Genomic DNA, 19750 nt, shown 5'->3' on the forward strand with positions numbered 1-19750 from the left:
GACGCAGGCGTCCCAAGGAGCGGGTAGATGAAAAAGCTGTTTACAATTTTGGCAGTGATTGCGCTGACGGCCGGTAGCATCGGCTTGAGCTCGGCGCGTCAGTCGCAATCCAGCCAGGTGCAGGCGGAAGCGGTGGCGGGGGTGTTCGATTACTACCTGCTGGCGCTGTCCTGGTCGCCGACCTTCTGTTTGACCCACAAGGACGATTCGCAGTGCACCGGCAAGGGTTACGGCTTCGTGCTGCATGGCTTGTGGCCGCAATACGCCAAGGGCGGCTGGCCGGAATCATGCCCACCGCTGACCACGCTGTCGGCGGCGGAAACCGCGAAGGGCCTGACGCTGTTCCCGACCAAAAAACTGCTCGATCACGAATGGTCCAAGCACGGCACGTGCAGCGGCCTCGGCGCGATGGGCTATCTGGACGAGGCGGACAAAGCGGTCGCAGCGGTGAAAATCCCTGATGAGCTGCAACCGTTGAGCAGCTCGTATTACTTCGAAGCGCAGGAGATCGCCGACCTGTTCCGCAAAGCCAACCCGGGGATTCCGGCAGATGGCATCGCGGTGATCTGCAGCGGCCCGGAGCTGTCGGAAGTGCGCGTGTGCATGGGCAAGGATCTGCAATTGGGCGCGTGCGGCAAGGGCGTGAAAACCCAGTGCCGGGCTGGCGACATCCGTGTGCCGCCGTCGCGCTGATGATCCATAGTCGATCGGCTGAAGACTGAGGACTGAACCTGAGGCGAGGGAGCTTGCTCCCGCTGGGCTGCGCAGCGGCCCCAAAGATTTTGTGAGCGCTGCGCACTCAAGCGGGAGCAAGCTCCCTCGCCACAGGATTTTTCGGCCCCGATGAGGCTAGCGTTGCTTGCAGTGTTCCAGATCTTGCTGAGTCTTGAGTTCGGTCGAAATGCCCAGCCGATAGTTGCAGTAATCAATAACGTACTGTCTTTCCACATCACTGAGCCGGGTGAGCTTTTTATCGTCCGCTTCGTTGGCGAAGATATTGACGAACTTTATCTGCAAGGTCGGGTGCTTTTTGATGAAGAACACCTTCTCGGGATCAGCGTCTTCCATCTTTTCGTAGTAACCCACGAACATCGCCCCCGACAGCGCGATGGCGGCAAACAACAGCAGTGACTTCATGCAGAGGGCGGCCTTTTTGATTCGGAGGGTTTCCTGCGTTCTTAAAGAATGTTGCCGGGGCAGATGTTCCTCCACAAGCCTGCTTTTCTTCGCGTCTGCGTTCATACGGTTTATGACTGCTGATACGGCGCTGGAAAATATTTTCGTCAAACAATCATCCTAATTCACTGCGCGCCGATACAACGGCGCGGGCGGCTGGCGTTTGCCCGGTGCATCTTGGTGGGCTACGCTCACAAAACATAAGGGTTTCGGGCCTTTGCCCTTGTCGTACCTGCTCAGGACATGCGTTTGCCAATCCCCATTCACGATCCGCACCAGGCCCCCGGAGGCTCCCTTAAACGGCTGCCGCTGCGCAAAGCGGCTGTGCTGTTTACCGTGGCGGTGTGTCTGTGCCTGTTCGGGTTGTTGTATCTGCAACTGGAGCAGTCACGGCGCCAGGACTTGGCGGTGGCGCAAATGGCCTCGGCCAACCTGACCCGGGCCATGGCGCAGCAGGCCGAGGACACGTTCCTGGCGGCGGATCTGGTGTTAACCAGCTTGGTCGATTGGGTCGAGGACGATGGTTACGGCGCGGCGCAGAAGACCCGATTGCAGAAAACCTTCGCCCGGCGTGTGCAGCAACTCGAGCAATTGCACGGCATGTTCCTGTTCGACAACAAGGGCCAGTGGGTGATCACCTCCTACCCGGACTTGCCCCATGGCAACGGCGTGGCCGATCGCGAGTACTTCAAATTCCATCAGCAGAACGTATCGACCGTGGCGCACATCGGCCCGGCGATTCGCAGCCGCGAAAACGGCGAGTGGATCATCCCGATCTCCAAACGCATCAACGACCGCGCGGGCAACTTTCAGGGCGTACTGATGGCCGGGATCAAGATGTCGTATTTCGACCGGTTCTTCGAAAGCTTCAGCCTCGATAACAACGGCATCATGTTCCTCGGCTTGACCGACGGCACGCTGCTGGCGCGTCGGCCGTTCGATGAAGGCCTGGTCGGCAGCTCGTTGGCCCAAGGCAGGATTTATCGCAAGTTGCTGCCCGACGCGCCCGCCGGCACAGCGATGATCAATTCGGTGGTCGATGGCGTCACGCGCTTGTATGGCTATCGACAGCTGGCTGCGTATCCGCTGGTGGTGGCCGCCGCGACCTCGCGTGACACGATTCTCAAGGGGTGGTACGAGCGGGCGGTTCAATCGAGCGTGATCGTTGCGCTGCTGATTCTCGGTGTCGGCCTGTTCGGCTGGGTGTTCATTCATCAGGTGCGTGACGGTGAGCGGATCGAGAAGAACCTGCGCAAGGCGCAATTGACGCTGGAGCAGATTGCGACGCATGACAGCCTCACCGGGCTGGCCAATCGGCGTTTGTTCGAGCGCTCGCTGGAGATCGAATTTGCCCGTGGTGCGCGGCAGGTCAGCCCGGTCAGCCTGATCATGCTCGATATTGATTTCTTCAAGCGCTACAACGATGCCTACGGGCATGTCGCCGGCGATCACTGCCTGACGCAGGTGGCGCAGGTGGTCAAGACGTGCTGCCAGCGCAAGGCTGATCTGGCGGTGCGTTATGGTGGTGAAGAATTTGCGGTGCTCTTGCCGGACACCGACATCAACGGCGCGCTGGCGATTGCCGGGCAGATTCGGCGCAGCGTGATCGACAAACACATCACTCATAGCGGTTCGCCGACCGGCTATCTAACGGTGAGCCTTGGCTGTTATTCGTTTATTCCGAATGGCAACGACAGTCTGGAAGTGTTTATCCAGCGCGCGGATGCGGCGTTGTATCAGGCGAAGAATGCCGGGCGTAACCGCGCGGCGGTGTTGTCGCTGGATGGCGGCATCGCCGAGCTGATGCGCTCCGACCGCTAACCCCACATCCAACACAACCCCTGTAGGAGCGAGCCTGCTCGCGATAGCGCAGTGTCATTCAATGAAACGTTGAATGTGCTGACGCCATCGCGAGCAGGCTCGCTCCTACAGGGGATTTTGCGTTTACCACGAGTGGCTCTTGTTCGTTCAGCCGCCAGTGCCACCGCCTGCACCGCCCGTCCCGCCGCCGGCCGAACCAGTGCCGCCGCCAGCCCCTGAACCTGAGCCGCTGGCGCCGCCATTGGTGCCGGTGCCGGAACCTGCACCGCCGGAGCTGTTACCGCCTGATGGCGCGCCCGGGGTGTTGTCCGGTGGCATGGTCGAGCCGCTGGTGGCGCCGGATTTGGTGCCGGTCGCATCAGCGCCGTCATTGGCGGCGAAGCTGGCAGCCGAGGCCGTAGCCAGCAGGCCGGCAAGCAGTAACGAGGTGAGTTTGCGCGTCATCATGGTACGTCTCCAAAAAGGGGATTTACCTGATATTGGTCTGGCACGCCGAAGGCTTGGTGCCGGTTGGCTGACGAGCGGTCAACGGTGTGAGCAAGTGGCCTCCTGATCTTCTGGAATATTGGCTATTTGCCGAACCGCCCCCCAGGACTACCGTAGGCACACATTCACTCGCCCCGGAAAGCCAGCATGAAACCTCGTACCGATTTCTACACCGCTTCGCCTGACGCCTTGAAAGCCATGATCGCGCTGGAAACCGCAGTCTCCAAACTGCCGCTGGAAAAGACCCTGATCGAACTGGTCAAACTGCGCGCTTCGCAAATCAACGGCTGCGCGTTCTGCATCGACATGCACACCGCTGACGCGATCAAGGGCGGCGAAACCCCGCGCCGCCTGTTCGCCGTGACGGCCTGGCGTGAAGCGCCGTTCTTCAGCGACCGCGAACGTGCCGCGCTGTTGTGGACTGAGTCGCTGACCCAGTTGAGCCTGACCCACGCCCCGGACGAAGATTACGACGTCGTCGCCGCGCAATTCACGCCCAAGGAAATGGTCGACCTGACCGTGGCCATCAGCACCATCAACAGCTGGAACCGCCTGGCCGTCGGCTTCCGCAAAACCCCACAAGCCTAAAACCCAAGCTGTAGGAGCTGCCGCAGGCTGCGATCTTTTGATTTTGACTTTCAAAGCCAGATCAAAAGATCGCAGCCTCGTTGCACTCGTCAGCTCCTACAGAACCCAGGCGCCCCCGGGCGATCTTTTGATTTTGATGTTCAAGGCCAGATCCAAAGATCGCAGGGGTTTATCAATGGGCGTCGGCACTCGGCGCGGCGGGGGGTTGGACCTTGCGCATCAAGGGCACCATCGCCGTGGCGATGACGAAGCACACGCCGATCATCAGGAAGGTGTCGCCGTAGGTTTGTGTCTGCGCCTCACGGTAAGTCAGCAGCCATAACTGCCGCAGGCTGGCGGTGACGCCAATGTCGCCGTTCTGACCCAGGGTGGCGAGGTTGCCGCCGACCTGCGACAGCCACTGATTCATCGCTTCGTTGCTGCTGTTCAGATGCTCGGCCAGCCGGGTGAAGTGCAGGTTGGTGCGATCATTGAGAATGGTCGCGCACGCGGCAATGCCAATCGCCCCGCCAAGATTGCGCATCAGGTTGAACAGCCCCGACGCATGCTTCAACCGCGCTGGCGCCAACCCGCCCAAGGTCAGCGTCACGGCCGGTGGCACCGCCAATTGCTGGGCAATTCCGCGCAGCGCCTGCGGCAGCATCAGTTGCCCTGCGCCCCAGTCGTGGGTGATCGGGCTGAACTCCCACATCGATACCGCGAACAAGGCCAACCCGACCATCATGATCCAGCGCAGATCCACGCGATTGGCCAGAAAGGCATACAGCGGAATCGCCATGATCTGGAACACGCCCGTGGAGAAAACGGCCAGACCAATGTCCAGTGCGCTGTAGCCGCGCACCCGCCCGAGAAACAGCGGCGTCAGGTAAATCGTCGCGAACAGACCAATGCCGGTGACGAACGAAAAGAAGCAGCCGAGGGCGAAATTGCGATCCTTCAATGCGCGCAGATCGACGATCGGATTGGCCACGTGCAATGTCCGGCCAATGAACGCCAATCCAGCGAGGCCGCTGATCCACGCGGTGGTCAGAATGGTCTGGTCGCTGAACCAGTTCCAGCGCGGCCCTTCTTCGAGGGTGTACTCAAGACAACCGAGAAACAGCGCGAGAAAGACCATGCTCAGGTAGTCCGCGCCCTTGAGCAGCGACAGTTCCGGCTGGTCGATCTTCACCAGCATCGGCACCGCCACCGCGACGAAAATCCCCGGGATCAAGTTGATGTAGAACAGCCAGTGCCACGAGGAAATATCGGTGATCCAGCCACCAATCACCGGGCCCATGGTCGGCGCCAGTGAAGCCACTGCACCAATGGTCGCCGCGGCAATCACCCGTTGTTTACCGGTGAAGAAAAAGAACGCCGTGGTGAATACCAGCGGAATCATCGAGCCGCCGAGAAAACCTTGCAGCGCACGAAAGGCGATCATGCTCTGGATGTTCCAGGCGATGCCGCAGAGCAGGCTGGCGAGGGTGAAACCTACCGCTGACGCGCAGAACAACCAACGCGTCGAGAACACCCGCGACAGCCAGCCCGATAGCGGAATCACGATGATTTCGGCAATCAGGTAGCTGGTCTGCACCCACGCGGTTTCGTCGGTGCCGGCGGACAAACCACCGCCGATATCACGCAGCGATGCCGAGACGATCTGAATGTCGAGCAGCGCAATGAACATGCCGATGCACATGGTTGCGAAGGCGAACACCTTGGTCGCCGTGGCCATGTCCGCCGGGTTGAACGGTTGCGCGGGGGCGGCGAGGGTGGCGCTCATGGCGCAACAGCCACGGCGCTGGTTTCAGGTTGGGCGCGGGTGTCGACTTCGGCCGTCACCGACAGCCCCGGACGCAGATGACCGAGCACTCCGTCGGCCGGATCGAGGAGGATGCGCACCGGCACACGCTGGACGATTTTGGTGAAGTTGCCGGTGGCGTTTTCCGGCGGCAAGACACTGAACTGCGAACCGGTGGCCGGTGCGAGGCTGTCGAGACGACCGTGGAATTCGTGACCCGAAAGCACATCGGCGCGAATGCTCACACGCTGGCCCGGCTTCATCCGCGCCAATTGGTCTTCCTTGAAGTTGGCGTCGACCCACAAGCCGCTGGCCGGCACCACCGACAGTTGCTGCGAACCGGCCTGCGCATAAGCGCCGACCCGCGCACGGCGATTGCCGATGACCCCATCCATCGGCGCGCGCAGCTCGGTGTAAACGAGGTTCAATTGCGCCAGATCGCGTTCGGCGCGGGCTTGCTGGAGGGCGGCGCGGGCTTGCTGTTTTTGCGTGTCGATGACGGCGAGTTGGCGTTGCGCGGCAAGCAGTTCGGCCTGGGCACGGGCACTCAGGGCCTGTGCGGTTTTGAAGGTGGCGTCGGCGCGCTGCGCGCTTTCCACCGACACGGCATTGGTGGTCACCAGCCGTTTGTAGCGCGCGTTGTCATCCCGCGAACGCGCGGTTTCCGCGCCGGCCGCATCGATGCCGGCGCGGGCCTGGCCGATCACCGCTTGTTGCAGCTGTTCGGTGGCGTCGAGGTTGGCCAGCAACGCTTCTTCAGCGGCCACGGCGCCTTCGGCCTTGGCCAGATTGGCGCGGTAGTCGCGGGCGTCGAGGCGAATCAATACGTCGCCGGCCTTGACGTGCTGGTTGTCGCTGACCAGTACTTCGTCGATGTAACCGGCTACTTTCGGCCCGATCACCGTTACGTCGCCACCGATGTAGGCGTCGTCGGTTTCCTCGAGAAAACGCCCGGCGCCCCACCAATGCACGGCGTACACGCCGGCGAAGATCAGTGCGAGCAGGCCGGCACCGGGAAGCAACAGGCGTTTAAGCAGGGGAGGCCGGGTCTTCACCACAACAGGTTCGAGGGTGGGCATGCTGGTCATGGCGGAATACCTGAGGAAACGGATCGTTATTACGGCCATAATATGACGCAGGTAATATTTAGTCGCAATTGATTTTTGCAGCCGGTCGTCAGGTGCTTACTTGAGCCAGTGCCCCGGTGTGCTGCCGGTCATAGCCTTGAAGAAGGCGATAAACGCGCTGTCGCTGGCAAACCCCAGCTCGAAACCGCAGTAGCTGAGGCTGCGCCCGGTGGCGAGCAATTCCATCGAGCGCATCAGCCGCCATTGCTGGCGCCATTGTTGATAGCTCATGCCGGTGTCGCGCTGGAAGATCCGGCCGATGGTGCGGCTGCTGGCGCCGATCTGCCGTTCCAGCACTTGCAGCTCCGGGGGCAACTGCTCGGGCTGGGCCAATAGCGGAGTCAGGCGCTTGTCGCGAGGCAGTGGCAACAGCATCGGTTGCTGCGCTGCTTCTGCCATTTCGCTCAGGCACAGGCCCAGCAGATGAGCGAATTTGCCTTGCTGCCAATCGGTGTCGAAATCCGCCGTGGCCATTGGCTCCAGCACCGCGCGCAGCAGCGCACTGACCTCTATCACACACACCTGCTGCGGCAGCTCGCGACAGAGTTCGGCGCTCAGATAGATCGAGCGGTAATCGACGCTTTGCTGCATCACCGCACGATGACTGACGCCCGGCGGAATCCACGCCGCCCGCGACGGTGGCAGCAAACATAGCTGCTGGGCGAGGGTGATGCGCGTGCAGCCCTGACGAGTGAATAGCAGTTGCCCACGCTGGTGCAGATGCAAGCCGGAATCGTGGTCGCCCAAGGTCGCCGCGATGCCGATGACGGGCGCGGGATAACTGTCGGCGTCAAACGTTGCGTGGGCATCTAGCCAGGCCATGGGTTGTCCGATTTCAACGATAAGTTGGCAGGATTCGGATAATACGCCAGCTGACGCTTCTTAAACTCCTCAGCGCTTTTACTTGAGGAGTGACAAAGGATGAACAACAGAAATCTGTTGCTGCTGGCGATTGCGCTGCTGATGTTTCCGCAGATTGCGCAAACCCTTTACAGCCCGGCGTTGGGCGATATCGGCCGGGTATTCAACGTTGGTCCGGAAGCGGCGGCACAAACCTTGTCGGTATATTTCCTCGCCTTTGCCGTGGGCGTGGTGGTCTGGGGGCGGTTGTGCGACCGCATGGGCCGACGGCCGACGATGCTCGCGGGGCTGGCGATTTACGCGCTGGCCACGGTGGTGGGGTTGCGGGTCGACAGTTTTACCGGACTATTGATGGTTCAGGCGGTGGCAGCATTCGGGGCGGCGGTCGGCTCGGTGGTCACGCAAACCGTGCTGCGCGATCGCTTCAAGGGCGCGGAATTGGCGCAGGTGTTTTCGCTGGTGGGCATCGCGCTGGCGGCCAGCCCCGCGATCGGTTTGTTCAGCGGTGCCAGTCTGGTTCAGGCTTTCGGCTATCGCGGTGTGTTGGGCGCGTTGTTGTTGCTGGCTTCGCTGCTCTGGGTATGGAGCGTTTACAGCTTGCCGGAAACCCGGCCGGAGCAGCTGCCACACGTCTGCCTGTGGGAAACCCTCGGGCGCATGTTGCGTGACCTCGGCATCTGGCGTTCGGCCTTGTGGGTCGCTGCGTTCAACGTCGCCTTGTTCAGTTATTACAGCCTCGCGCCGTTCCAGTTTCTGCGTCTGGGCCTGAGTGATGCCTGGTTCGGCTACAGCGGCGTGATCCTCGCGCTGGGCTCAGGTTTTGGAGCATGGTTCAACCGACGGTTACTCAAGGCGGGTGGCAACGCTCTGCAGTTGATTCGCCTCGCCGCCGTCAGCGGTCTGCTCGGTGGATTCGGCGTTTGGTGGCTGCAGGACAGCGTCGCGTTTGTGTTGCCGATGTTGCTGATCGTGTTGGCGTTCGGCATGGCGATTCCGAATATTCTCGGCATGGCGCTGGTTGATTACGCCGATCGTTTGGGCACAGCCGGGGCTTTGTTGGGGTTGATGTATTACCTGTTGATTGGCGCTGGGTTGATGCTCGCCGGCTGGTCTCAGGCACTCGGGGAAACCCTGATAGCGTGCAGCGCCGTGGCCCTGCTGCTGACGATAAAGCCAATCAAAGCAATTGTTTAAGAAATGTAAGCGCTGTAGGAAGCGTCTTGCATTTGTGTAGGAGGGCTCCGACTATCACGATCATTGATGACATGGCATTACGCCATTTGATGATCGCAAGGAAGTTGCGTGCCGTATCCGTTTCGCGCTGTTTTTCGTCGTCGTGCCACGCGTTGCCCGCTGTTGTCGGCCTTTGTGTTGAGTGTCTGTGCCTCCTCGATTGAAGCGGCCGAACCTGTCGCGCCGGGCCAGGAAGTGCTGCGCCAGCAACAACAGCAGCAGCGCGATCTGCAACAACTGCAAATCGAACAGCGTCGTCGTCAACTGGAGCGCGGCGCGTTCGGCCCGGCGCCGGTCACGCCGGCCGTCCCGCCAACCGTCACCGCCGATGAGCACTGCTGGCCGTTGAGCGGCACGCGCATCGGCGGCGTCACGTTGATCGACAGCGCCACACTCAACGCGCGCATCAAACCCCTGCTGGCACCGTGCATGGGCGTCGGCCAGATCAATCATCTGTTGGCGACCATCACGGCGAGCTACGTCGACAAAGGCTACATCGCCAGTCGCCCGTACCTGGTCAGCGCCCCGGCGGCGGGACAGTCGCTGGATATTCGCGTTGACGAAGGCTACATCGAGTCGATCGAACTGGCTGATCAGAGCCTGCCAGTGTCCCTCGGTGGCGCGTTCCCCAACATGCTCGGCGAGCCGTTGAACCTGCGCGATCTGGAGCAGGGCCTCGATCAGTTGAATCGCCTGCGCTCACTCGATCTCACCGCCGACATCGCCCCCGGCAGCCAGCCCGGTGCGTCGCGGATCATCTTGCGTTCGCGCGGCGCCACGCCTTCACGCTGGGCCTTGAGCGCGGGTGTCGACAACCTCGGCAGCGCCAGCACCGGGCGCGACCGCGATACCGTCAGCCTGAGCCTCGACAGCCCGCTGCAACTCAATGATCTGCTGAGCGTCAGTGCCAGCGACACGCTCAATCAGGGCGATCGTTACAACCGCAACGCCAGTCTTTATTACGCGATTCCCTACGGCTACTGGACGTACAGCGTGTTCGCCAGCCATGCCGAATACCGCGCGCCGTTCAAACTGCCGAGCGTGACCTTTCACAGCACCGGCATCACCGACCAGGTCAGCCTGCGCGCCGACCGCGTGTTGTGGCGCGATCAGAGCCGTCAGCTCAGCGCCAACCTGCAACTGGCGCACAAGGACGTCGACAGTTATCTGGAAGACGTGCGCCTGGGCATTCAGAGCCCGACGCTGACCGTGGCCGAGGCCGGGCTCAACCTGTTCTGGCTCGACCGCGCGGTGTGGAACCTCGACCTCAATTATGCCCAGGGCCTGCGCTGGTTCGGTGCCGACAACGATTCGCAGCATCAGATCAACAACCTGCCCAAGGCGCAGTTTCGCAAATACCGCGCCGGCCTCAGCCAGTGGCGCAACGGCCAGCTCGGCGGGCAAACCTGGCAATGGCAGAGCCAGCTCAACGTGCAATACAGCCCGGACCCCTTGCCGGCGATCGAACAGTTGCTCGGCACCGACGATTCGGCGGTGCGCGGTTATCGCGTCAGCAGTGCGTCGGGTGCCAGTGGCGCGATCTGGCGCAACACCTTGCGCCTGCCGCTGCGTAGCGAATGGCCGGTGCAGATCACCCCGCGCGTGGGCCTCGACAATGGCTGGATCAAGGCCGATCACGGCGCTCAGGGCCAACGTCTGAGCGGCGCCAATGTCGGCCTCAACCTGGGCTGGAAAAATCTGCAAGTGGACGTCGATTACCAACGCGCCCTCAACACCCCGAACGGCTTGCAGCACGAGCCAGAAACCTGGCTGATGCGTGTCGGGGTGCAGATATGACCGCCACATGAACCGCTAACGCAGTGAACCAATAGCCGTCGGATCTGAGCGCGTCAGCCACGGCCAAAAATTAAAACGCGCGACGTGATGCCGTACTCACATGGAGACGTTTTTATGCCAGCCCACACCTTTGCATTTCATCTTTCGCCACGGGGCAAATTGCGCTGGGCGATTGCCAGCCTGTTCTTCGCCGTGCACCTGCCGAGCGCGATGGCCGGCGGCGTCGTGGTCGCACCGGGCCCCGGCGGCACCGCGCAATTGCAAGTCCAGGGCGGTGTGCCCATCGTCAACATCGTCGCGCCCAACGGCTCGGGCCTGTCGCATAACCAGTTCCTCGACTACAACGTCGACCGGCAGGGCCTGGTGCTGAACAATGCCTTGCAGGCCGGGCAATCGCAGCTCGCCGGGCAACTGGCGGCCAACCCGCAACTGCAGGGGCAAGCGGCGAGCGTGATCCTCAACGAAGTGATCAGCCGCAACCCGTCGGCCATTAATGGCGCGCAGGAAATTTTCGGCCGTGCTGCCGATTACGTGTTGGCCAACCCTAACGGCATCTCGGTCAATGGCGGCAGTTTCATCAACACGCCAAACGCCAATCTGCTGGTCGGTCGTCCGGAGTTGGTCGACGGCAAACTGCAAAGCCTGAACACCCGCGACGCCAGCGGTCAGTTGCAGATTCAGGGCGGTGGTCTGCGTAACGCTGAGGGCTCGATCAACCTGATCGCCCCGCGCATCGACAGCCAGGGCGCAATCAGCGCGCGCGATCAATTGAACCTCACGGTCGGCCGCAATCAGGTCGATTACGCCAGCGGCCAGGTGAAAACCGTGGACCCGGCGGGCAACACGGCTGATCAACGCATCGACGCCAGCCTGTTCGGTGCGATGCAAGCCGGGCGCATCAACATTGTCAGCACCGCCGAAGGTGCCGGTGTGCGCGTGGGGGCGGTGCAAGTCGCCGGTCGTGACGGCGTGCAGATTCGCTCTGCCGGTGACCTCACGGTCAGCGGTGAAGCCGTAGCCAACAGCCTCGACGTCACCCGCGCCGGGATTCGCAGCAGTCAGGGCGATGTCGGCTTGCACAGCGGCAAAGACCTGACCCTGGCGGCCACCGATGTCAGCGGCCGCGACGTTGCGGTCGACGCCAAGCGCAACCTGACCCTGAGTACGGTCGAAAGCCGCAAGCTTCAGGAAAAGCGTGAAAACTGGAACAACAGCACCATCGGCATCACCTGGGAAACCTACGATCGCACCCAGACCGACAGCGAATCGCGTCAGCACGGCAGCCAGATCGTCGCCAGCCGCGACGTCAAGCTGTCGTCCGGCCAAGACACTGAACTGAAAGCGGCCAAAGTCGAAGCGGCGAAGACGCTCGAGGTCAAAAGTGGCGGCGATCTGCGCCTGACCGCCGCCACCGACAGCCATACGCAGACCGATCAGGGCAACCATCGCAAACACCTGTGGAAAGCCGACTGGAACACCAGTAGCGAAGAACAGCGCAGCGTCACCAGCCAGTTGAAGGGCGGCAACATCGCCCTGCAAACTGCTGGACTTTTGCGCTCCGAAGGCGCCGAGCTGAACAGCTCGGGCGACGTGCAACTGGCCGGCAAACAGGTAGAAATCACCACGGCGACACGAACCAACCGCAGCAGCGACAACCGTTATTCCGGTGACCTGGTCGGCGGTGGTTTCTTCGGCAAGACCGGCGATGCCGACAAAGGCCAGACCCAGCATCAGGGCAGCAAGATCAACGCCGCCGGCAAACTGATCGTCAAGGCTGATGATGTGCGCATCAGCGGCAGCCAGGTGCGCGGTGGCACGGAGGCGAGCGTGATCAGCGACAAGGGCTCGCTGATCATCGACGGCGTGCAGGACACCTCGCACAGCAACAACCACGACAAGGACAGCAAGTTCTTTGGCATCACCAAAGACGAGTCGCGGCAGAACCGCCAGGACAGCACCACGGTGCGCAGCGAACTGGTGTCTGACAGCAATCTCAAGCTCAAGAGCGCCAAGGACATTGAAGTGGCCGGCTCGACGGTCAAGGCTGGCGGTGCGCTGACAGCTGACGCGGCAGGGGATGTCAATGTGCATGCTGCGCAGAACACCGCTGACAGCAGCGCCACCACGCAAACCCGTGGCTTCGATGCTTACGCCAAAGAGCAGAGCCCGGAGCAATATCGCGCCGGCGTGCATTACGAAGACAAGCAGCAAACCGTGACCCGCAACGACGTCACCCAGCAAGGCTCAAGCCTCACTGGCGCCAGCGTTCAGGTGAACGCTGGCGGCGATGTGACGATCAAGGGCGCAGAGGTCAACTCCAGCGCAGGCGATACCACGCTGACCGGCAAAAATGTCTCGTTGCTGGCTGAGCAAGACAGCCATAAAACCTCCACCGAGAACAGCAGCACCGGCGGCGGTTTCTACTACACCGGCGGCCTTGACCGTGCCGGCAGTGGCGTCGATTTTGCCCACAGCACGGCGCAGGACAGCACCGACAAAACCACCGCGCAAACCACCCAGGTGCAGAGCAGCGGTAGCCTGACCATCAATGCCGACAAAGTCACGACCGAGGGGGCGCAACTCAAGGCCGGTAACGGTCTGAATGTCGCCGCCAACGAAGTCGACAATCGCGCGGCCAGCAACACTGAAAGCAGCCACCATAGCGAGAGCAATTGGTCGGCGGATGTTGGCGCGAATGTCGAGTACAAGGACATCGCCCGGCCGATCGCCGGTGCCGTCAAGGACGTGCTCGCCGGCAAGGTGCCGGACAAAGACGCGCTGGCCAATCTCGGTCAACCGAACGTCGGTATCGATGTTGCGGTGGGCCATGGCAGCGCCAGCAACACCGAGCAAAACAGCAACGCCGTGGTCAGCCGTTTTGACGGCGGCACTGTCGACGTGAAGGTCGCCGGCACGCTGCACGACCAGGGCACGCAGTACAATGCCGGCGCCGGCAAAGTGAACATCAGCGCCGACACCCTGGTCGCCGATGCCGCGAGCAACACTCACAGCAGCACCGACAACAAGGTCGACGCCAAGGTCGACGTGCGCGTCTACACCAAAACCGGCGAAGACGTAAACGTTGCCGGCAGCGGCGCGGGTGGCAGCAGTACCACCAGCAAAGACACGTCCACCGCCGTGGTCGGCGCTTATGCCGGCAGCCAGGGCGTAAACATCAACACTGCGGGCGATGCGCAATTCGCCGGCAACCGTTTCGACGGCGGTAAGGGTGGCGTTAACATCCACACCGGCGGTGATATGGCGCTGAATCAGGCCACTGATCGTCAACACAGCAGCGACAGCAGCCTGCGCGGCAATGGCTCGCTGACGGTCGGCACCTTGCCGGGCACCGACGGCACCAACGTTGACCTCGGCGCCGGGTTCCAACTCGATCACACCGGCAAGCAAACCACTGACACTCAAGCGCACGTGGCAAGTATCAGCGGCAATGGCGTGCAGTTGAGCAGCGGCGGCAATCAGGTCCAGCAAGGCACGCAGATCGACAGCGCGGGTGCTATCGATTTGCACGCCGACGGCAAGCTCGATCTGCAAGCGGCCACCGCCACGCACAACGCTACCGGCAGCAATCTGGGCGGTGGCCTGAAGGGCGGCGGCAGCAAAACCAGCAGCGAGAAGAGCCGCGATCAGGGCGGCAATCTCAGTGGCAACTTCAACATCGGCCAAATCAATGAGCATTCGCAAGCCCTCAGCGGTGGGCAGCTCAATGCTTCGGGCGGTATCGCATTGAGTGGCGATGCGGTGCACCTGCAAGGCACCCAGGTCAGCGCGCCGAACGTCAGCATCGATGCGCAGAAGGGCGGTTACGTGCAGGAGTCGGCGCAGTCGACCGACAGCCGCAATAACTGGAATGTCGCGCTGAATGCCGGCGGTAACCTCAGCAGCAAGAAACCGACCGCTGCTGATGAGCAAGCGAGCAGCGATCACGGCTTCAATGCCGGGGCCAAGGTTGGTGTCGATTACTCGCAAGGCACCACCCAGCAGAACAGCCAGATCAAGGCTGACACCGTGGTGCTCAACAGTGGCGGTGATGCACAACTGGCGGGCGCGCGCATCGAGGCGAAAAACGTCAGCGGCCACGTCGCTGGCGATCTGACTGTCGAGAGCCGTCAGGACAGCCGCAACCAGGCCAAAGTCGAGGTCGACCTGGGCCTGACCGCGAAGAAAAATCCACCGGGCGACAAGGAAAAACTTGCCGGCACCGATTACAAACCGACACTGAAAGCGCAGGGTGAATACGCGCACAAGGACAGCGTCACGCAGGCGTCCGGCCTCAGTGGCAGCCAAGGTGTGAACCTGGCAGTGGGCGGCGCCACGCAGTTGACCGGCGCGCGGATTTCGTCGGCTGAGGGCAAGGTTGATCTGGGCGGCTCCAAGGTCAGCAGCACCGAGCTGAACAACCGTGACTTCGGGGTAAAAGCGGGGCTGGACCTGCCACAAAAAACCGAGGAAAACGTGCCCAGGGTTTCCCTTGAAAACGGCAACCTGAAAGTCGGTCCGGTCACCCTCAGCGGGCACCTGGACAGCCAGACCCTGCAGGCCGGTATCGACCACAAAGGCTAAAGGACCACCGTCAAACCTGAAGGTGTGAGCCTGCTCGCGATCGCGTTATTTCAGCCAAGCCATTGGGCTCTGAAATACCGCGAAGTCGAGCAGGCTCGCGCCTTTTTTATTTCGTCCTCATGCCTTCAACGGAATATTTCGCATCGTGACCAGCGCGGTCGCGCAGAGTGTTTCCTTGCCTTCTTTCACCGCAAACAAATCGGCAGCCGCCACCGTGGTGTTGTGCGAGGCGTTGATCACGCGTCCTCGTGCCAGCAGCTTTTCACCGTCGGCGGGGGCGATCAGTTTGACGGTGAAATCGGTGGTCATGTTGATCCAGCCGGGGGGCAGCAGGGTGCCTGCGGCAGAACCACCGGCGAAGTCAGCCAGGGCGCCGATGATGCCGCCCTGGAAGTAGCCGTTGTGCTGGGTGAGTTCCTTGCGCGTGGGCTGCTCGATTTCACAGTGGCCGGGTTTGAGGAAGTTGTAATGGAAACCCAGCAGTTTTGCCGCCGGCATACTGAGTACGGCGAATTGAACATGTTTGTCGAAATCAGGGTTGCTTGCAGTGAAATCTTCCATGGTCTTTATCCTTAACGTCTGCATTGATGAACGACACTAACCGAGCCATCGCTCGAGTGTTTTATCCATGTACTGAGCGCGTATTGCGTTGCGCATGATTTTGCCGCTGCTGGTTTTCAGCAGTTTCCCCGGCATCAGTAAAACGATGTCGTAGGGCGTTATTTCATTGTTCACCACCACGGCCTGACGGATCAGCGGGATAACGTCGTCGGCAAGCATTTTCTTGCGCCACTCCCGGCGTACTTCTTGAACAATGATCAACTTGTCCTCAGCATCGGGCAGCGAAAATACCGCGCAAGCAGAATGCTCCAGGCCTTGGTGTGCGGACCACACGTTGTGCTCGATGTCCTGGGGGTAATAGTTCTTGCCGCGAATAATGACCATGTCTTTTATTCGCCCCGTTACATATAGCTCCCCCTGGTGAATAAAACCAAGGTCGGCGGTACGTAAATAGGTCGGTTGAATACCGTCTGATAACCGGTTGGAGAAAGTTTCCGCGGTGAGCGATTCACGCTGCCAGTAGCCCCGCGCAACATGCGCGCCGGCTATCCAGATCTCGCCGATGGCCAGCTGTGCACAGGCGCCTCCGCTGACGGGGTCAACGATCGCGATATGTGTGCCCGGCAACGCTGCGCCTGAGCTCACCAGCGTTTGGCTGAAGGGCGAATCGCTGGGCACAACCTTGCCCTCGCGCAGCGCCGGCCCGTCGACATCGAGGGTCTTCACGCCGATTCCCTTGATGCCGCCCGCCGCTTGTAACGTGCATTCGGCCAGGCCATAACACGGATACATGGCTGCCGGATCAAAGCCAAATCGCTGGAAGGCCGTTGCGAACGCTTGCAGCGTCTCGATGCGAATGGGCTCGGCGCCGTTGAACGCCAGTTGCCAGCTGCGCAGATCCAGTTCGATGTCCGGCTCACGTTCCAGCGCTTTGACACAGGCACCAAAAGCAAAGTTGGGCCCGCCGCTGGTGCGCGCCTGATACAGGGAAATCGCCTGAAGCCAACGCAGTGGCCAGCGCATGAAGGTGACGGGCGACATCAGCACACTGGTGGCGCCAACGTACAGCGGCTGCAAGATATTTCCGATCAGGCCCTGGTCGTGGTAATGCGGCACCCAACCGACGACGGTAGAGTCGGGGTCGTGGCCGAACGCCTGGCGAATCATCGCCTGATTGGCAACGATATTGGCGTGCGTGACCATCACGCCTTTAGGCGCGGACGTTGAGCCTGAGGTGTATTGAATAAACGCCAGGTCCTGCGCCTCCACGCTCGGCCATAGCGCCGTCAGGTCCAGCGGTTGCGCGTCTGGCCAGTGGTCCGTTTCGAGCCACAACGGCGATGGTTGCTGCTCGGGATCCTTGAGCGCACTGCTCAAGGCTTTGAGGGTAATGATCAGGCGCGGCGAGCAGTCATCGATGATGCCTTGCAGGGTGCGTTGCGAGCGCTTCTTGTTGGGCGGGCACAGGGGAACGGCGACGACACCCGCGTACAGGCAGCCGAGAAACGCGACGATGAAATCCAGCCCGGCGGGGAAGATCAATAACGCCCGGTCACCTTTTTGTGTGGTTTGTAACAGCCGCCCGGCAAATTGCCTCGCCTGGTTTCTCAGCTCGGCGAAGGTCAGCTGTGTTTCCGGCGCGAGTTTTTCTGACAGAAAAATATACGCCGGTTTATCCGGGCATTGCTCGTTATGGCGGTCGAGGCAGTCGGTCATCACGCGAAACTTTTGCATTCAGCCCTCCGGGTGCCGTCAGCGTTCAGCGCGTGATGAATGATGTCGACCAACGCTTGGGGTTGCGAGGAATGGAAGAAGTGGTCGCCACTCGATTCATGGAGATGGAAGGCGCCCGTGGTGCGTTCGCGCCAGGCCATCAGCTCAGCACTTTCAACCACCGGGTCGTGGGTGGCGTAGATGGCCGTGATCGGGCAATTCAGTCTGCGCGCCGGCTCAAAGTCATAACGCTCTACCAGGGCGAGGTCGCTGCGGATGACCGGCAACAGTGCATTCAACATTCGGTTGTTGTTGCCGATCGCGGCCGGAACGCCGCCGTAGGCGATCAGCTCGCCAAGAAACGCCGAGTCGGACAAGGTGTGGATCGGCGCGAGTCGAGCGGCCAACTGCGGCGCGCGTCGGCCCGAAACAAACACGTGCGCAACCTGGTGCGGATTAACCAGTGAAAGCTTGCAGGCCACCTCATAAGCCAATATCGCCCCCATGCTATGACCATAAAACGCCAGTGGCTGGCGTTCGTGGCGCAGCTGTTCAGCGATTTGCGCCGACAGGCTGTCGACATCGGTAAACCGGGCGCGATGCGCAGGGCTGTCAAAGCAGGCGAGTTTGATTCTTCGAACGGAATCGGCGAGACGCGATCCCCATCCGTTGTACGTGGCGTTACTGCCGCCGGCATGAGGGAAACAGATCAGCGAGCGTGTCGGTGTGTGCATTTCAACCTGCCTGAGCGTGTCATACAAACTGGACATCGAGGGAGGACAGGCTGCGAACGATGAAACTGCCTGCCTGCCACGACGGCTTTTCGTCACGACGCACCCAGCGCGGCCCGTCCAGCAATCGTTGCAGCACGGTCTGCATCTGCCGCTCGGCCAATAACGCGCCGAGGCAACCGTGCATGCCGTAGCCGAAGGCCAGATGGCCTTTGGTCCTGCGCTCGATGTCGAAGCGCTCGGCCCCGGCAAAGACCTGTTCATCCCGGTTGGCGGAACCCAGGCACAGCAGAATCTGATCACCGGCCTTGATGGTCTGGCCATCCAGGAGCAGATCCTTGGTGGCGAAGCGTTTGGTGTGTTGCAGCGGCGTTTCGAAGCGCAGCACCTCTTGCACACAACCGGCAATCAGCGCCGGTCGGTCTTGCAGCAACTGCAATTGATCGGGCTGTTCAAGCAAGGCATGAATGCCGTTGCCGATCAGACTTTTAGTGGTTTCATTGCCGGCAACGAAACACATGATGCAGACGAAGATCAGCTCTTCGTCGGTCAGGCGGTCGCCGTCGATTTCCAGGGCCAGCAGTTGACTGATCAGATCCTGTTTCGGGTTGCGCTTGCGTTCGGCGATCACGCCGGACAGATAGGCCATGTATTCATCGAGCACCTGGCTGACTTTTTCGAAGTCGTCTTTGACCATCAATCCCGGTTCCAGAAGGAAGCGGATGGCATGGGTCCAGGTATCGATGGTCGCGTGCATTTCAGCCGGTAAGCCGATCCATTCGCACATCACGCGAAGCGGCAAGGGCTGCGCCAAGCCCGCGATGATGTCCATGCCGCCGTGCTTGTAAGCGTCTTGCAGCAGCGCTTGAGTTATCACTTCAATCGAGTCTTGCAAGCCGTCGATGGCCACGGCCGAGAAAGCGATGTTCATCATCTTTCGCAAACGATGATGGTCGGGGTTCTCGGTGAAGACGATTGATTTGTAGGCCAGTCGCTGAAACGGCGCGTTGTCGCGACCAAACCGCGCCGCCTGGTTATCGTCCTGTCTGGGAATGATGCTGGCGTTGCAGCTGCGGTCACGCAGGATGCTCATGACGTCGGCATGCCGGGTGACGACCCACATCCCGAGCACTTTGTGCAGCGGGTTCAGCTCGCGTAATTGACGGTAAACCGCGTACGGCGTCTCACGAAATTCAGCGGAAAAAGGATTGAAACGCGGCAATTGCGGCGGTTTGCCGGAGGACAACAGTTGGCCCTGAGCACCATCAGACATCGTGAGGTTCCTTCCACCA

General features: G+C 61.1%; 15 protein-coding genes. 6 read left to right on the forward strand and 9 right to left on the reverse strand.

The features are described from left to right. Nucleotides 1-27 precede the first annotated feature (27 nt). Nucleotides 28-693 carry a ribonuclease T2 gene (locus ACZZ0B_RS06670; protein WP_463544656.1) on the forward strand — a complete coding sequence of 222 codons (666 nt, stop codon included), beginning with the start codon at nucleotides 28-30 and terminating at the stop codon, nucleotides 691-693. Nucleotides 694-849: 156 nt separating this feature from the next. On the opposite strand, the gene ACZZ0B_RS06675 is transcribed toward ACZZ0B_RS06670, so the two are convergent. Further along, nucleotides 850-1137, reverse strand: coding sequence for a hypothetical protein (locus ACZZ0B_RS06675; protein ID WP_440096844.1), 288 nt, complete (start codon nucleotides 1135-1137; stop codon nucleotides 850-852). 288 nt (nucleotides 1138-1425) lie between these two features. Between ACZZ0B_RS06675 and ACZZ0B_RS06680 the strand changes: the two genes are divergently transcribed. After that, nucleotides 1426-2997, forward strand: a complete 1572-nt coding sequence (locus ACZZ0B_RS06680; protein ID WP_008087555.1) for a sensor domain-containing diguanylate cyclase — start codon at nucleotides 1426-1428, stop codon at nucleotides 2995-2997. A 147-nt stretch (nucleotides 2998-3144) separates the two neighbouring features. Here the strand turns inward: ACZZ0B_RS06680 and ACZZ0B_RS06685 are convergent, their stop codons facing one another. Next, nucleotides 3145-3444, reverse strand: coding sequence for a hypothetical protein (locus ACZZ0B_RS06685; protein WP_008087554.1), 300 nt, complete (start codon nucleotides 3442-3444; stop codon nucleotides 3145-3147). A gap of 186 nt (nucleotides 3445-3630) precedes the next feature. On the opposite strand from ACZZ0B_RS06685, the gene ACZZ0B_RS06690 reads away from it, so the two are divergent. Then, on the forward strand, nucleotides 3631-4071 hold the full coding sequence (locus ACZZ0B_RS06690) for a carboxymuconolactone decarboxylase family protein (protein WP_008087552.1): 441 nt from the start codon (nucleotides 3631-3633) through the stop codon (nucleotides 4069-4071). Between the two features lie 172 nt (nucleotides 4072-4243). Here ACZZ0B_RS06690 and ACZZ0B_RS06695 read toward each other — a convergent pair whose 3' ends face one another. From ACZZ0B_RS06695 to ACZZ0B_RS06705, 3 genes are all read right to left on the reverse strand, one after another. Continuing rightward, nucleotides 4244-5836, reverse strand: a complete 1593-nt coding sequence (locus ACZZ0B_RS06695) for a DHA2 family efflux MFS transporter permease subunit (RefSeq protein WP_463544657.1) — start codon at nucleotides 5834-5836, stop codon at nucleotides 4244-4246. Next, nucleotides 5833-6942, reverse strand: a complete 1110-nt coding sequence (locus ACZZ0B_RS06700; RefSeq protein ID WP_463544658.1) for an HlyD family secretion protein — start codon at nucleotides 6940-6942, stop codon at nucleotides 5833-5835. Before ACZZ0B_RS06700 ends, ACZZ0B_RS06695 begins: the two co-directional genes overlap by 4 nt. A gap of 96 nt (nucleotides 6943-7038) precedes the next feature. Then, nucleotides 7039-7803, reverse strand: coding sequence for an AraC family transcriptional regulator (locus ACZZ0B_RS06705; RefSeq protein WP_008085363.1), 765 nt, complete (start codon nucleotides 7801-7803; stop codon nucleotides 7039-7041). A gap of 99 nt (nucleotides 7804-7902) precedes the next feature. Here ACZZ0B_RS06705 and ACZZ0B_RS06710 point away from each other — a divergent pair, with 99 nt between their 5' ends. The 3 genes from ACZZ0B_RS06710 (at nucleotide 7903) to ACZZ0B_RS06720 (ending at nucleotide 15453) form a co-directional block, all read left to right on the forward strand. Next, entirely contained in the window at nucleotides 7903-9036 is a 1134-nt protein-coding gene (locus ACZZ0B_RS06710; RefSeq protein WP_463544659.1) for an MFS transporter, read from the forward strand. Nucleotides 9037-9144: 108 nt separating this feature from the next. Continuing rightward, the gene (locus tag ACZZ0B_RS06715; RefSeq protein ID WP_463544660.1) at nucleotides 9145-10872 is read left to right on the forward strand and encodes a ShlB/FhaC/HecB family hemolysin secretion/activation protein; all 1728 of its coding nucleotides are present in this window, start codon (nucleotides 9145-9147) and stop codon (nucleotides 10870-10872) included. A gap of 114 nt (nucleotides 10873-10986) precedes the next feature. Further along, complete coding sequence (locus tag ACZZ0B_RS06720; protein WP_463544661.1) at nucleotides 10987-15453, forward strand: hemagglutinin repeat-containing protein; 4467 nt, start codon at nucleotides 10987-10989, stop codon at nucleotides 15451-15453. A 117-nt stretch (nucleotides 15454-15570) separates the two neighbouring features. Here the strand turns inward: ACZZ0B_RS06720 and ACZZ0B_RS06725 are convergent, their stop codons facing one another. From ACZZ0B_RS06725 to ACZZ0B_RS06740, 4 genes are read right to left on the reverse strand one after another with little or no spacing between them, the layout of a single operon-like run. Next, on the reverse strand, nucleotides 15571-16014 hold the full coding sequence (locus ACZZ0B_RS06725; protein ID WP_008085372.1) for a PaaI family thioesterase: 444 nt from the start codon (nucleotides 16012-16014) through the stop codon (nucleotides 15571-15573). Nucleotides 16015-16050: 36 nt separating this feature from the next. Further along, nucleotides 16051-17748 carry a fatty acyl-AMP ligase gene (locus tag ACZZ0B_RS06730; RefSeq protein ID WP_463544662.1) on the reverse strand — a complete coding sequence of 566 codons (1698 nt, stop codon included), beginning with the start codon at nucleotides 17746-17748 and terminating at the stop codon, nucleotides 16051-16053. After that, nucleotides 17730-18497 (reverse strand): thioesterase II family protein, encoded by a 768-nt coding sequence (locus ACZZ0B_RS06735; protein WP_463544663.1) that lies wholly within the window; start codon nucleotides 18495-18497, stop codon nucleotides 17730-17732. Before ACZZ0B_RS06735 ends, ACZZ0B_RS06730 begins: the two co-directional genes overlap by 19 nt. Further along, complete coding sequence (locus ACZZ0B_RS06740) at nucleotides 18481-19731, reverse strand: cytochrome P450 (protein WP_463544664.1); 1251 nt, start codon at nucleotides 19729-19731, stop codon at nucleotides 18481-18483. Before ACZZ0B_RS06740 ends, ACZZ0B_RS06735 begins: the two co-directional genes overlap by 17 nt. Nucleotides 19732-19750: the final 19 nt, after the last annotated feature.

It is taken from the genome of Pseudomonas sp. AC247 (assembly GCF_979258015.1).